Source organism: Nocardia sp. NRRL WC-3656, assembly GCF_000720265.1.
GTDB classification, from domain to species: Bacteria; Actinomycetota; Actinomycetes; order Mycobacteriales; family Mycobacteriaceae; genus Nocardia; species Nocardia nova.
Window position 1 is genome coordinate 1 of sequence record NZ_JOJF01000041.1, and the last position, 14,866, is coordinate 14,866.

Genomic DNA, 14,866 nt, shown 5'->3' on the forward strand with positions numbered 1-14,866 from the left:
TGAACCTCGGCAACGACCATGAAGCCAAACCCACCGCTCCCAGGTGATTCGGAACCCGATGGCTGCGGGCTCTATCACCACGAAAGAAAGGTAAGGACGTCCATGGCCGGTGACACGGTCTTGACTGTCATAGGAAATTTGACTGACTCGCCGGAGCTCCGGTTCACCCCCGTTTCCGGTGGGTTCATGAATTCCGAAGGGTCCTCTGCACGGAACTGAAGCGCCGGGCGCGTTCCTGCAGCTATCCGCGCCGTCGGTTCGGCGAACCGACGGATCAGGTCCGTCTGCCTAGTCAGGGATCCCCTACACGACAACGACTTTGAGGAGAATCATCATGTCCGGAGATACGGTCATCACTGTCATCGGTAATCTGGTTGCCTCGCCTGAGCTCAGATTTACGCCCTCGGGGGTGGCGGTGGCCAACTTCACCGTCGCTTCGACTCCCCGTATGTTCGACCGTAATACGAACGAATGGAAAGACGGCGGTGCACTGTTCCTGCGTTGCAATATTTGGCGAGAAGCTGCGGAAAATGCCGCGGAGAGCTTGACCAGGGGCTCGCGTGTGATTGTGAGTGGACGTCTCAAGCAGCGCTCCTTCGAGACCCGCGAGGGCGAGAAACGCACGGTCACCGAACTCGACGTCGACGAGTTGGGTCCCTCACTGCGGTACGCGACAGCTCAGGTCACTCGAGTCAACCGCAACGACCGCGGCAACGGTGGTGGCAGCAACGGTAACGGTTTCGGCAGCACTGGTGGGGACGATCCGTGGGCGGCGGGTGACGCTGGCCAGGCATTCGCTGGTGCTGCCGCAGGGTTCGGCGGCGGAAGTAGCGACGAGCCGCCGTTCTGAGTCGAGTCGGTTGCGCTGCTCCGGCCGTTGGTGGCGTGGAGCAGGTCATGGCGAGCCGGGGCTGCCGTCGAGATCGGGGTGATTGACGGTGTCGGTATAGCGTTCAGCGCCTTTCACGCTCAGTCCGAACAGGTCACACAGTCGGCGGACGTCGCCGCCGGTGGTGATGGCTTCGTAGAGGATCCGGTCCTCACGCACGGATTGACATGCCATGCCGAGGACTCCATTGATCCAGTTGCGGCTGACCGGTCCGGTCCGGACACCGCTTCTCGTGTTGATCAGCAGGTGCGGGTTCACGCTGTCGGGCCAGCGGGCAGCACGACGATCCAGCCAAGTCGCCACCCGCTCACGCACTGGCGGTGCCAGCAGGATCGTCCGATCCAGCAAATAGACGCGTCCGTCGCGGATATCGGTCAGCAGTAGCGACCGGAGTTGGGTACTGCGCAGACCATGGAAACCAACGAGCGCGGCGATAACGGCGCGCGCCGGATCCTCGGAGACGAGCGCGGCACGCAATTGTGTGACTGGGACCGGTAGCGGCACACGGGTTTCAGGTTTACCGGTGCGGAAATGCGTTGTCGGATTGGCGAACACAAGGCGGTGCGCTTTGAGCACACCGAACAGCGATCGCAAGGCCTGACCGACCAGTGCTCGCTGGCTGCCACTGTCAGGCAGGGCCGCCTTGATGTGATCGCGGGTGATCTCCCGCAGCGACTCGTGCCCGGCCGCGGCCCACCCGTGCACGGCGGGCATGGCGTGATGGATCCGCCCGCGCACCGTGGTTTCTGTTCGAGGACGGAACCGCGGCGCCGTAGTAGTGCCCACGCGCAACACCTCGAACCATAGGGACATTTCGTTGCGCATCGGTTCGGGAAGGCCCTCGATCTGGCGTGCGAACCACGCGAGCACACTGGGTTCCCGATCGTCATCGAGCATTCCCGCTGTCGCGAGAATCTCCCGAATCGGTTGCACCGCCAGCGAAATCTGATCCAGGCGAGTGACTTCGCTGGCCTTGATCGCAGCGCCGGGGGTGTCCTGCAGCGCTTGCAGGATCCGGATGCCCTTGCGGGCCTCGACCAACCGAGTCTTGCTCCACCCATGCCTGCGAGCGTGTTCCACGGCCACCTCGTCGAGTTGCTGGGCCAGCACCGGATCCGGTGGATCGGCGAACCCGTGCGCGCGCCCTGCGACCAGGTCCCGCGGCAGGTCGATCAACGCCAGTTGCCGATAGGCGACCGGGTACTGGCGACTACACAGCCGCTCAGGGGTTTTCGATGTGATCGGCCGGCGCATACCCCAGAACAGGCCAGCCAGGAACAATTGCTGGCCGTGTCGGTTCGCCTCCACGACGCTGAGCCCGATGCCATGCGGACGTTCCCCAACGGCCTGCCGAGAGCACAAGCGGCAGAACCCTTCGGCGTTCACCGCGATCACGCGTCCGCACGAACCACACGGCTTCGGCACTGGGAATCGTCGCCGCAGTGCCCGGCAGCCTTCACACAACCACCTCGAATGGCCGCTCACGCCCCAGCCGAGGCAGTCCATGCAGCTGTCGATCACCGGCGGAGCAAATCGATGGCAGCGCTGACACAGTCCGGCGGAGTAGTAGTCGCGCGTCGAGCCGCACTTGCGGCAAGGCAACGGCGCGAACGGCCCACCGGGCATGCATCGATAACAGTGCTGATCTCTGGGCGTGGCCACGGGCCGCTGCCCGCACCCGACACACGTTCTCGGTGGTTTCATGCCGGTGGCAGTGTCCGGTTCCGTCCCAGACGCGGCGTGATCGCCGTTACGCCGGCACTGTTGTCGGCGGCCTTGCGCGGTCTGCGCGCAGCCACCTTGTCCGGCTCCCGGATCAGCAGATCATTGGCCTCGCAGCCCAGCACGTGACAGATCACGTCGAGGTCGTCGAGCCTGATCGTGGTCGGGGCACCGGTCCACAACGCCGACATCTTTCCGGCACTGATCTCCAGACCCGCCTCGGCCAGCAGGCGCCGCAACTCGGTCGACTTCCAGATACCCTGCTCTGCTGCTTTCATCCGCAGGTTCCACCGCATCCGCTCACTCCGTCCCGGTGATCAGCCGCGACGCGACGCGCTCGTTCGCGTTCGCCCACGCGGTCTCGACATGCTCATCGTGAACATGGATATATCGGGTCGTCGTCGACAACCATTCGTGCCCCAGCAACTCCTGAATCGCCTTCATATCCACGCCACGCGCATACATCGACGACGCACAGAAATGCCGGAGCCCGTGCGGGGTCAACCGCCCCTCCCACGCAGGCAGCCACCGATTCACCGCGCCGGCCAAACCGCTGCGCAGAGCGTCGTCACCAACCCGACGGCAGCGCCCAAGATCTCGGTCCCGGCGCTCACTCGGCAGCAACGGCGCGTCCGGATCCATCCAGTCGTCGCCGAACTGGTGACGAATGTCGGTCAGCCACCACTCCAACAATTCGCCCGCGGCGTTGATCGTCGGCACCAGCCGCGCCTTGGGCCCACGGCCCATACTGCCCTTGCCGAACCGCACATGCAGCTTGCCGTGCTGGCCCAGATCCTGACGCCAATCACGGATATCCAGATGAACGGTCTCATTGATCCGCAGACCAACGCGCCGCCACAACGACGCCGCGAGATAGTCACGGGCAGCGGGCAGGAACTTCCGTGCCTCCGGCAACGCCTCGCGCCATCGGCGGAACAACCCATCCACCTCGTCCTCGCTGGGCGGCACTCGGATCACACCGCCGTAATCCGCCTTGATCGGACGATTGAACTCATCGACCGGCTGAACCACGAGATGACCTGTCAGACTGTGGATCTCACCCTGATACCGGCTGATCAAGAAATCGAAGAACCGCGCCAGCGTCCCCGCCTTGCTATGCACCGTGCTGCGGGCAAGGTCTTTGTCGCGGCGCTGCTGTTCCAGGAACCGATCCACATCCTGCGGCTGCGCGGTCCACACATACCGGCCCAGAGCCCAGATGAACGCGAAGATCACCGACCGTTCCTGAGCAATGTGGTCGTCGGTGACACCAGCCGCCGCGAACGCCAACGCATACTGATCCACCAGCTCCTGCTCGAAGTCATCGAGCTCCTGCGGCAACACCAACCGTTGGACCACGCCCGAATCCCGAACCGCGGCAAGTCTCACCACCCCGGCACCGCCACGGGTTCACTGACGAAGCTCACCGGTCATAAATACCAGAGAACCGTCGAGATTTCCGACCAACCATCGAACTTCGACCAGGTCCGCACGAACCCGCGCTGGCCTGGACCATCACATGAACAGCAGAAAGGAGACGCCGACCAACCCACGGCAGTTGCGATAGCCGGCGCGGCGGTCGCGAACTTCACCGTCGCCTCGACACCGCGATATTTCGACCGCGACGCCGGCGAGTGGAAAGACGGCGATCCGCTGTTCCTGCGCTGCAATCTGTGGCGCCAAGCCGCAGAAAATCTCGCCGAATCCCTGGCGCGCGGTGCGCGTGTCATCGTCACCGGGCGACTCAAGCAGCGCTCGTTCACCACCCGCGAGGGCGACAAACGCACCGTCGTCGAACTCGACGTCGACGAGGTCGGCGCCTCCCTGCGCTACGCCACCGCGACCGTCACCCGCGCCACCGCAAATGGATCCGGCGGCCCGCGGACACGGCGAGCGGTAACCACGCACCGCGACGGGTTCGGCAACCCCGACACAGCCACCGGCACAGGATTCGATCAGCCGCCGGCTTCTCCGTCGGAGAGTTCGGATCCGTGGCGGGAACCGGCGATGGCCGGAGCCGGCGCGGGATTCGGCGACGACACGCCCCCGTTCTAACGCACTGCCTCTCTAATTCCATTTGCTCGGCTCGCTCACCCCGCTCGGAACTGTCGGTTCCGGGTGGGGTGAGTTGCGTTGTGGGGCGGGGGTCTGGCCGGTTGTGGTGACCAGCCATCCGAGGGCTACCAGGGCGGGCCGCGCCGCGCGTGACGGCCCGCGCCCGGCGCGCACGAATTCCCCGGCGCGCCGACCCCACGCCCTCCCGCCGGCCGGGTTGGTGTGCGCGGGAATTCGCCCGCGCACGCCCCGGCGCGTTCCGCCCCCTACCCGCGCATCGTGTCCCGCCCCGGTTCTCGCGCCCTCGGCTGGTCACCACGACCGGCCCGACACCCGCCTGTTCGATCGGGACCGTGACGGTCCCAGCGGGTGCTCGCACACCATTCGATTGACGACAGGACGAACTCGTGACCGAAACCAGCACCTTCCTCGACGCCATCGCCGAACTCGACTACAGCATCACCAGCGACCGCCGCGCCGCGCGCCGGACCTTCACCACCGCCCTCGCCCACGCCACCCCGGCGGAGCGGGACGTGCTCGACGCCATGGTCGACACCTTCACCATCTACCCGTATCGCACCGCGCTGCTGCGCCTGGACGCCGCCTTCCGCTACGACGAACCCAAACGCGCACTGCTGGCGCGGCTGCTGCCCGACACCGACCCCGGCCTGTATGTGCGCGAGCGTGCCGAGCGCATCGCGATCCTGGAACAGCGCTCCCACGCCAACGCCAGCAGCGTCGACGACGAAGCCTTCCGCGACTACGCCCCGCTCACTGCCGCCGAAGCCGAGCGGACCTCGATCCGGTTGTGGCGCAACCCGCCTGCCCGCGTCTACCTCGCGCCGTCACGGGAAACGGATAAGTCGCGGATGACGCCCGCGCAGATCACCGCGCGTGTCCGTGCCCGCGGCAAACGCCGCCCTGTGCTCGTCGAACCCGATGTGGTCACCGCCTACGCCGCCGACACTATGCACCGCGACACCATGGCCGGTGAGCTCGCGCGTAGCCGCGCCAGCGAGCAGCGGTTCCGCGACCTCGGCCTGCTCCCCGAACCCACCCCGGCATCGTCGGAGCGCGTGCAGCGTGCGCAGCCGCGCAGCGACGAGGATGTGCGGGCGCGGTGGGATCTCGAGTTCGTTCACCACGTCGCCGAACAGCACACCCACGCCGCCGCATCCGCCGAGCGCCCCCGCCGCGTCTCACACGACGAGGCGCTCGCCTACGCCGATGCCCGCACCGGTGTGCGTGGAGATCTGCGACCGGAGTTGCCGTTCCAGGGCAACAGTGTGGACTACACCCGCGAGGCCATGACACCGATCTCCGGGTGGCGCTGTATCGGATGCTTCATCGAACGCTCCACCGTCGACCAGCACCCCCTCCACAGCGACGGCGGCCGGTTGCGCAGCGACGACGGTCTGTGCGACTACTGCCGCAGCGACGAGCGCACACCGCGCCTGCCCGAACTGCCCGCCGGGTTCACCGCCACCGACCTCGCCCGCACCTACTGCCGATTCCTCACCACCACCTACCCGGGCGCCGCGCCCGCCCTGCTCGCTGAGACACGCCGACGTGCACCGCGCTGGCTGACCACCATCATCGACGAACACCTTCCCCACTCCGAACACGCCGCCGACATCGAAACCCGTGCAGCACAGGAGAAGCCTGCGACCCGTCGTCGTCGCGGCCCGGTGACCGGCGCCGGGCAGCGCCAGGCCCGCTGCGAGGGATGCACCCGCATCCGCGCCATCCACGACGACGGGTTCTGCACCGAATGCCGCGTCTGGCTCGGCCTCGTCACCCCACCCGCGCGCCAGACCGTCGCCGCCTGAACGCGCGAGTCTCGATCTCCGGTCCGTCGCGGTGACGTGTTTCCCGCGACGGACCGGCCACCGACTCACGACCGTCTCCGACACCCACCCACCACGCGCCAACCAGCGCCCGCGCGACTGACCGGCTGCGCCACACGACCGCGGCGCAGCCCCGCTCGCTTGCGTCGATGTGGGGCCTGCGACAGCCCGCAGGCCCCACCACCACTCTCCACATTCACTCTCACCCACTCACCCCCACACACTCACTCACACCATCACCTATTCCACTCACCCCATAACCCCATAACCCCCATTCCCCCATAACCCCCTCACCTCACATTCACTCACCACTCGCACACCTCATGCATCGCGGAATCTGAGAATTTCCTTACATCGTGGGGAAATGGCGCGTTTTGATACAAACTACCTCCCTTCCAAACCTGGAAATACTGGATGCAATGGGCTTGTGATGGATAGGTGACCGCGACGCTCCACAAAATTCTCGCGGGCGACAGCTACCGCTACTACCTTCGCCAGGTCGCCGCCGCCGATGCCACCGACCGCGGCCCCGGAACGCTATCGGACTACTACTCCGCCCACGGGGAACAACCAGGTACGTGGTGGGGCAACGGACTTGCCGCCCTGAACCTCTCACCCGGCGACGAAGTCACCGAGGCACAGATGCGCGCGCTGTTCGGGCAGGGCCGCCACCCCGACACCGACGCGATCATCGCACGCGTCATCGCCTCCAAAACTGGGCAAGGAACCAGCCTCAAAGCCGCGAAGGAAATCGCGGAACGCGCGACACGGTTGGGCAACCCGTATCGCACCTATTCCGGTGACAACGAGTTCCGAAAACGCAGCGGCAAGGCGTTCGCCGAACACAATATTGCTGCCGGAGTCGACGCTCGTGCGGCGATTCCCGACGCGGTTCGCGCGCGGATTCGCACCGAGGTGGCGACGGAAATGTTCACCGAACATTACGATCGGGCGCCGTTGGATGATCGTGAGTTGTCCGGGTTCGTCGCCAAGATTTCGCGCCCGAAATCCGCGGCGGTCGCCGGTTTCGACATCACGTTCTCTCCGGTCAAAAGCGTGTCCGCGCTGTGGGCCATCGCACCGATCGAGGTCTCCGAACGCGTCGCCAGCGCCCACGATGCCGCCGTCGACGACGCACTCGGCTGGCTGCAAGAACACGGGATCTTCACCCGCGCGGGCCGCAACGGGGTGCGTCAGCTCGATGTCGACGGCATCATCGCGACGCGGTTCATCCACCGCGAATCCCGCTGCGGCGACCCGGATTTGCACACTCACGTCCTGATCGCCAACCGGGTACGCAGCGCCGATGGTAGGTGGCGCACCGTGGACGCGGCGGTGATCTATCGGCTGAACGTGACCATTAGCGAGATCTACAACACCCGCCTCGAACATCACCTGCGCGCCGACCTCGGTGTCGAATTCGCCGAACGCGCCGGAACGAACCCGAACAAGCGCCCCATCCGCGAAATCGACGGCATCCCTGCGGTATTGATCCGTTACTGGTCGCGACGCGACGCCGCCATCCGAACACGGTTGGACGAACTGACCGTCGACTTCCACCAGCAACTCGGCCGCGAGCCCACCCCGACCGAGATGTGGAACCTCGCGCAGGTCGCGACCCTACAGACCCGCCCGGCCAAACACCTGTCCCGCTCATGGGCCGAACAACGCCGCGACTGGCGTACCGAGGCCGTCACCGTCCTCGCCGGCCGAAACGCCCTCGATCGGGTCGTCGCCACCACGCTGAACTGGGCGTCGGCACCGTCACCCGTGGTCGATGAGGCTCGCGTCGCGAACATCGCCCGCGCGGTCGTCGAGGTGGTGTCGGCGCAGCGGGCGGTGTGGCAGCACCACCACATCCGCGCCGAAACCGAACGCCGCATCCGCGCGCTCACCGACCGCGACACCTGGGCGTCCGTCGCCGACGCCGTAGTCGCCGAAGCACTCTCGCCCCGAAATTCCCTCGCTCGCGGGGACCCCGACATCACCGCCGAACCCGCTCTCGCCACGGTTGCTGAGCCGTTCGGGCGCCGCGACGGCGCCAGCGTCTACACCCGCTCCGGCACCCAGACCTACACCTCCGCCCACCAACTCGACATCGAATACCGCCTCGCAGAGATGTCGGTGCAGCCCGGCGGACGGACGATCGACGAGAGTTTCGTGACCGCCGCCATCGATGACTACAACACCGATCCCGCGCATCAAGGCAAGAAGCTCAACGCCGGCCAGACAGCCATGGTCACCCACTTCGCCACCTCCCCCGCCCGCATCGCGGTCGCCTCCGCACCCGCCGGCACCGGAAAAACCACCGCCATGCGCGTCCTCGTCGACGCCTGGCGCGCCTCCGGCGGCACAGTGCTGGGCCTCGCCCCCGAGGCCGCACCCGCCGCCATCCTCGCCGAAGCCACCCGAGCCCGCGTCGAAACCGTCGACCGACTGCTACACATCCTCAACCAACACCGACCATCCCACGGGCAGGATCCACGGATCGCGGACCGGGATTTTCCCGCGGCGGTACCGCCATGGGTGACACAAATCGACAACCGAACGCTGGTGATCATCGACGAACACATCAAACTCTCGGATCGAAAACGGCTGCAGCTGTTCGAATTCCTCACCGCCCGCGGCGCCACCATCCGGTGTGTCGGCGACGACAAACAACTGCCCGCCATCGACGCCGGCGGCGCCGGAATCGACACCACCCACACCCCCGACGCGATCACGTTGACCCACGTGGTGCGCTTCGCCGACACCGCCGAAGCCACCGCCGGACTCACACTACGCGAGGGAGATCCATCAGGTCTCGGCTTCTACCTCGACCAGCAGCGCATCCATTCCGGCAGCGCCGCCACCATCGCCGACAAAGCCTATGCCGCCTGGTTCGCCGACCAACACGACGGACGCGACACGATCATGCTCGCCCCAACTCACGACATCGTCACCGACCTCAACAATCGCGCCCGCGCAGACCGCCTCGCCCGCACCACCGAAACCACTTCAGCAACAGCATTCTTGGGAGACACGTTGTCCGCGTCTGCGGGTGACATCATCTGCACCCGCCGCAACAACCGCGGCCTGCCCCTCGGAGAGGGCGACTGGGTACGCAACGGCTACCGATGGCGCGTCGACACCGTCCACGCCGACGGCAGCCTCACCGTCACCCACCTGCGCCCCGGCGGCCGGCCCGGCGCCGCCACGGTACTTCCTCCCGAATACGTCGGCCTGCATGTGCGTCTCGGGTATGCCATGACGATCGATTCCGCCCAGGGCACCACCGCCGACACCTGCCACACCGTGCTCACCGGCAGCGAATCCCGCAACCAGCTCTACGTCGCGATCACCCGCGGAATCCACGCCAACCACCTCTACGTCCCCACCACCATCGACGGCAGCGAAGCCTCCTTCTGGACCGAACCCGCCATCCTCCCCCGCACCGCCGTCGAAGTCCTGCAACACATCTTCGCCCGCGAGGCCACCCACACCAGCGCCCACACCTCCCTGAGCGACGCCCTCGACCCCCATCGCCGGCTCGGCCGCGCTGTCGACATCTACCTCGACGCCATCGGCGTCGCCACCGAACACCTCCTCGGACCCGACGCGCTCACCCAGCTCGACCACGACGCCGAAACCCTGCTTCCCGGACTCACCGACGCACCCGCCTACCCCACCCTGCGCCAGCACCTGGCGATCCTCGCCCTTGCCGGCCACGATCCCGTCGCCGCGCTGTATGAGGCGATCGGCGACCGCGAACTCGACACGGCGAAAGACCCCGCCGCCGTGCTGGACTGGCGCCTCGACACCAGCGGCGCACACTCCACCGGAACCGGTCCCCTGCCTTGGCTCCTCGGCCTCCCCCATCAGATCACCGACCCCACGATCGCTGCACAACTACGCGCACGCCAACGCATCGTCGCCGACCTCGCCACCCAGATCACCACCGACGCCCGAGCCTGGACCGCCACCAGTACACCAGTATGGGCGCGCCCCCTACTCGGCAACCGCGAACTGATCGCGGAGCTGGCGGTGTGGCGCGCAGCCAACCATGTCCCCGACACCGACTTACGACCCACTGGCCCCACCCGTTTCCCCGCCCGCGAACGCGACCACCAAACACACCTCAACACTCGGGTGACCGACGCGATCGGGGACCTGCACACCGCCACCCATACCTGGGAGCCACTGGTCAAACGGCTCGACACCCGCATCACCAGCGACCCCTGGTGGCCCGTCCTCGCCAACTATCTCGACACCGCCGCCGCGGCCGGACTCGACATCGACACCCTGCTCACAGACGCCGCCGCAACCCGTGCACTGCCCGACGACATGCCCGCCGCCGCCCTCTGGTCCCGTCTACGCCTCGACGCCTCAGCACTCACCACCCGCACCGAACAGCCCCTACGCCCCGACTGGACATCGCACCTGCACGACATCCTCGGCCACGACCTCGCCGAGCACGTCATCGCCGATCCGACCTGGCCGCGCCTGGTCGCTGCCATCGACACCGCGCCCGCCGACTGGACACCACACGACCTGCTCGCCACCGCCCGCGAACTTCTCCTCACCGCGGCCGAGGACGCGACAACCCTCCCTCGCGCCGATCAACTCGCCACTGCTCTGGCCTGGCGCATCGAGATACTCACCCACCCAGCCCCCGAGCCCGAAAACCCCCACACCACAAATGGAACCGCGACCGCCATGACACAACCGACACCCGAGCCCCGCGACACCGACTCAACCCCCGCCGACGGCGTCGGTCCCTCACCGGCCGACATCGTTCACGCGATCGGCGACCTCGTGTCCTCCGGCAGGATCGACGATGCCCGAAATACGTTCACCCGCCTCACCGCCCACCTCGACTACACCGAACGCGACATCCTCCAACGCGTCATCACGACCCTGACAACCCGCTCCTACCCGATCGCGGCTGCGCGGCTCAGATGGGCCGCCGACCGCTACCCCGAACACCGCGCATTCATCCTCGCCGCAATCCCTGCCACCGACCCCCGCCTCCACCAGCCCCACCCCGACAATCCCCCGAGCGGCCGCGACCCCCGCACCGCCGCACGCGATCACCGCGAATACATGGACCCCACACGGCGGCGTCCACCCCGTCCCGACCCAGGCCGCGACGCGTTCGACGCCTACACCCAATTCTTCGCCGACCGCGACGCCGACCCCACCCACCTACCCGTCCCCGAAGGAACCGGCGCCACGCGCCACCGGCCCGGCAAAGAGACACCACAACGCTCCGACATCACCAGCTTCCTCGCCGGCACCGGGCACACCGTCGACTACGACCGCTACGCAGTCCCCGACCACCACAAACTCCCCTGCCTCGCCTGCGGACTCGAACGCGCCCGCACCGACACCCACCAACACCACTGCGACGACGGACTCTGCAGCACCTGCCGCGACGACAAACAACTCGGCCTCCCCGACCACAACCCCGCCGATCACGTCGCCGCCCGCTGCACATTCATCACCGACCGGCACCCACCCACCGCGGCACTAGCACTACTGCGAAAAGACTGGCGCCACACACGAAAACCAGCCGAGCGCGCGACCATCGAAGCCTTCGCAGACGCGCTCCTGACAGCCGAAACCCCAGCCAGTCAGAACAATTCATCGCAAGATCTTGGCGGCGACAGTGGGTTCGATCCGTCCAACCCGACTCACATGCTCACCGATACCGAACTCGTCCAAGCGACCGGCACCCTCGAGCTCCGCATTCAACTCGCCGACGACGAGGCCATCATCTACGGCCCACCACGCGGCACCACCCACGCGGGCGACCCGATCGATACCGGCTGGCTGGAAGAAGAACTCACCGAACTACACGCCGAACGCACACGCCGCGCCCACCTCACGCCCGAACAAACCACCGCCGAACACGCACAGCGCGCCAACCGCGAAGGCGGCGTCGATCGCTGGTCTGCCCACGAACACACCGGCCTGAACACCAGCGCAGCTGCCGAAACCGACGGCCCTGAGCTCTAGCAACATCCGACGATCCCGCTGCCCGACCCCAGCACCGCTGCCGCCTCGAATCAGAGTGAGTGAGCGGGAAGGCCGCACCACCACGTCACGATGGAACCCAAGCATCGCGTCCGAACCAGATAGTCACTGCTACCAGTACATGTTTCGGGCCACCGGTAAGTCAGCCCCGCGGCCTCGCGCCTTCACCACATGATGTGCCGCTACGTACTTTCGATCATCGCCGCGCGCAACGCGGCGATGATCGAAAGGCCCAGTGAATTGCCGTTGGTGCGGTCAGCCGTGATGCGACTTCCCACCGGAATGTCAGTGAGTGATTCCCACTTCGATGTCAGTGACGGAAGTCGGGCTGGCGGGCCTGAATTTCGCTGCCGCGCGGTGGAACTCGCGGTCGTATGCTCCGGTCCGGAGGGAGCCCGCGGTGGGAGGTCGGTGTGCTGACGTGACCGTGCGCGCGCTGCGCCAGGCTGCGGACCAGGAGGGCCTGGCCACTGCCCGCGCTCGCGGGCAGCGCCTGGGCCGGCCACCGGCCATGACCGCCGAGCAGATCCGCCGGGCCAGCGCCATCCTCACCCGACCGGAGGAAACCGTCTCCTCGGTCGCTGGCTGCTCGGTGTCTCCCGCTCGACGGTCTACAAACACCTGCCCGAACTCACCGGAGGCCAGCAGCAGCTGCCCCCGGATGAGCGCGAGCTTGCCGGTAGGTTGCGGGCGTCACCGTCAGGTTGCGTCTACCGCTGAGGGGTCGCCGTCTGGGGTGGCCTTTTTGGGGCCGTAGCCGCGATGGACGCACATCAGCTGGTCTTTGGTGCTGTTCTTGTCGCGGTAGACGATCAGTGCAGGTCCGGCGTGGCTGGCGTGCTGGCTGAGTTCACGGTCCGGGGTCCAGGTGGAGTTGTGGCTGTCGAGGCGGGTCCACCACAGGCTCTGGTCGCGGTTTCCGCGGTGCACGCAGTACAGCTTGTTCTTGAACACCGCCAGCGCTGGGCCCGCGTTGGTGCCGTGGTTGGGGAATTTCCTGTCCGCGCTCCAGTTCTGGCCGTCGGTGGTGGTGGTGTACCACAGGCTCTTATCGCTGCCGTTGCCCTTGTGGACGCAGTACAGCTTTTCGACCCCGCTGCTGTCGCGGAACACCGCCAGCGCCGGGTTGGAGTCCGAGGCCGCTCCCGGGATCGCCGCGTCGCGCGACCAGTTCGAGCTGCTGCTGGCCAGGGTGCTCCACCACAGGTTCTTGTCACTGCCCGATCCGCGGCGCACGCAGTACAGCTTGTTCTTGAACACCGCCAGTGCTGGGCCGGCGTCGGTGGCGTGACGCGCGATCACCTGGTCTTGCGACCAGGTGCCGGTGGAACTCGTCTTCTTCGTCCACCACGAGTCGACGGTGCCGTTGCCCTTGTGGACGCAGTGCAGGGCTCCATCGAACACGGCCAACGCGGGCCCGGCGTCGCTGGCATGTTGTGCGAAGCGCCTGTCTTCGCTCCACCCGGTGTCGGGGTCGTAGAGGGTCTGCCACAGGCTCTTGTCCGACCCGCCGCCGCGATGCACGCAGAACAGCTTGCCCTCGAACGCGGCCAGCGCCGGGTTGGCTTCGCTGGCATGCTTCGGGAACTCCTCGTCTTGGCTCCAGCCGTGTTCCTCCTCGAACACCGTCCACCACAAGCTGGTGTCGGTGGAAGGCCACCCCATCGGAGTCGGAACCAGCGCGGCGATAGCGACCCATGGCGAAGTCAGCACCACACCGCGGCCTTTGTCGACGCGTTTCATGATCACGCTGTGGGCCTTGCAATACGCGCCGACAATGGTGCCGATGGGGGCCGGCAGGAACTGCCCGACGAGGGTGGCGATGCGAGGGTAGATCTCGGCAGACAGGTTGACGGCCTCATGGTTGAGGAAGACTCGGAATCCCCACCATTTCGCCTCCGCCGAGACCTCGGGATTGCCTTGTATCTGGGCCAGCTCGACCTGCGCCTGCCTACCGGCCTCGATGGCCTCGACCGTGGGTGGGGTCATATCCTCCGGGATATAGGACACGTCCACGGCCGGTACGGATCCATCGGCACCAACCGTTGTGTGGGAATTCTGCTGAACAGACATATCGACACCCTCCGTACGTCGGATGCCGTTCCCGCCGAGCCTCACACGCTCTCGACAGCATCGGCATATGGCTGCGGAACGATGATCGTGAAAAGCAGGGACTCGAACCGGACCTACCGGTCCGCGCCGGCCCGACCCCCCGCTCAACCATGATCACTCAAACGCACACACGCCGTCACCAATTCGGATAAATCCCAACAACACCGATACCGAGCAACACACCCGAGGCCCATTGTCCGGAGAGCCGCTCGGAATCCGGCGGTCT

At 66.5% G+C, this 14,866-nt stretch carries 7 protein-coding genes and 1 pseudogene; 4 read left to right on the forward strand and 4 right to left on the reverse strand.

Going from position 1 to position 14,866, the window contains the following annotated elements; translation table 11 throughout:
• The first annotated feature begins 334 nt into the window (after positions 1-334).
• Entirely contained in the window at positions 335-850 is a 516-nt protein-coding gene (locus IG65_RS0131270; RefSeq protein WP_030518553.1) for a single-stranded DNA-binding protein, read from the forward strand.
• Between the two features lie 45 nt (positions 851-895).
• Here IG65_RS0131270 and IG65_RS0131275 read toward each other — a convergent pair whose 3' ends face one another.
• From IG65_RS0131275 to IG65_RS0131285, 3 genes are all read right to left on the reverse strand, one after another.
• Positions 896-2,284, reverse strand: coding sequence for a hypothetical protein (locus IG65_RS0131275; protein WP_156055872.1), 1,389 nt, complete (start codon positions 2,282-2,284; stop codon positions 896-898).
• 305 nt (positions 2,285-2,589) lie between these two features.
• Positions 2,590-2,889, reverse strand: coding sequence for a helix-turn-helix domain-containing protein (locus IG65_RS0131280; protein ID WP_369801626.1), 300 nt, complete (start codon positions 2,887-2,889; stop codon positions 2,590-2,592).
• Positions 2,890-2,911: 22 nt separating this feature from the next.
• Complete coding sequence (locus IG65_RS0131285) at positions 2,912-3,643, reverse strand: tyrosine-type recombinase/integrase (protein WP_231509552.1); 732 nt, start codon at positions 3,641-3,643, stop codon at positions 2,912-2,914.
• A 507-nt stretch (positions 3,644-4,150) separates the two neighbouring features.
• Here IG65_RS0131285 and ssb point away from each other — a divergent pair.
• The 3 genes and pseudogenes from ssb to mobF form a co-directional block, all read left to right on the forward strand.
• A pseudogene (ssb, locus tag IG65_RS37335) lies at positions 4,151-4,666 on the forward strand (single-stranded DNA-binding protein); the annotation flags it as partial.
• 407 nt (positions 4,667-5,073) lie between these two features.
• The gene (locus IG65_RS0131295) at positions 5,074-6,495 is read left to right on the forward strand and encodes a hypothetical protein (protein WP_030518558.1); all 1,422 of its coding nucleotides are present in this window, start codon (positions 5,074-5,076) and stop codon (positions 6,493-6,495) included.
• 456 nt (positions 6,496-6,951) lie between these two features.
• Complete coding sequence (gene mobF, locus IG65_RS0131300) at positions 6,952-12,510, forward strand: MobF family relaxase (RefSeq protein ID WP_051757259.1); 5,559 nt, start codon at positions 6,952-6,954, stop codon at positions 12,508-12,510.
• A gap of 717 nt (positions 12,511-13,227) precedes the next feature.
• On the opposite strand, the gene IG65_RS38730 is transcribed toward mobF, so the two are convergent.
• Positions 13,228-14,601 (reverse strand): hypothetical protein, encoded by a 1,374-nt coding sequence (locus IG65_RS38730; RefSeq protein WP_197039987.1) that lies wholly within the window; start codon positions 14,599-14,601, stop codon positions 13,228-13,230.
• Positions 14,602-14,866 lie beyond the last annotated feature (265 nt).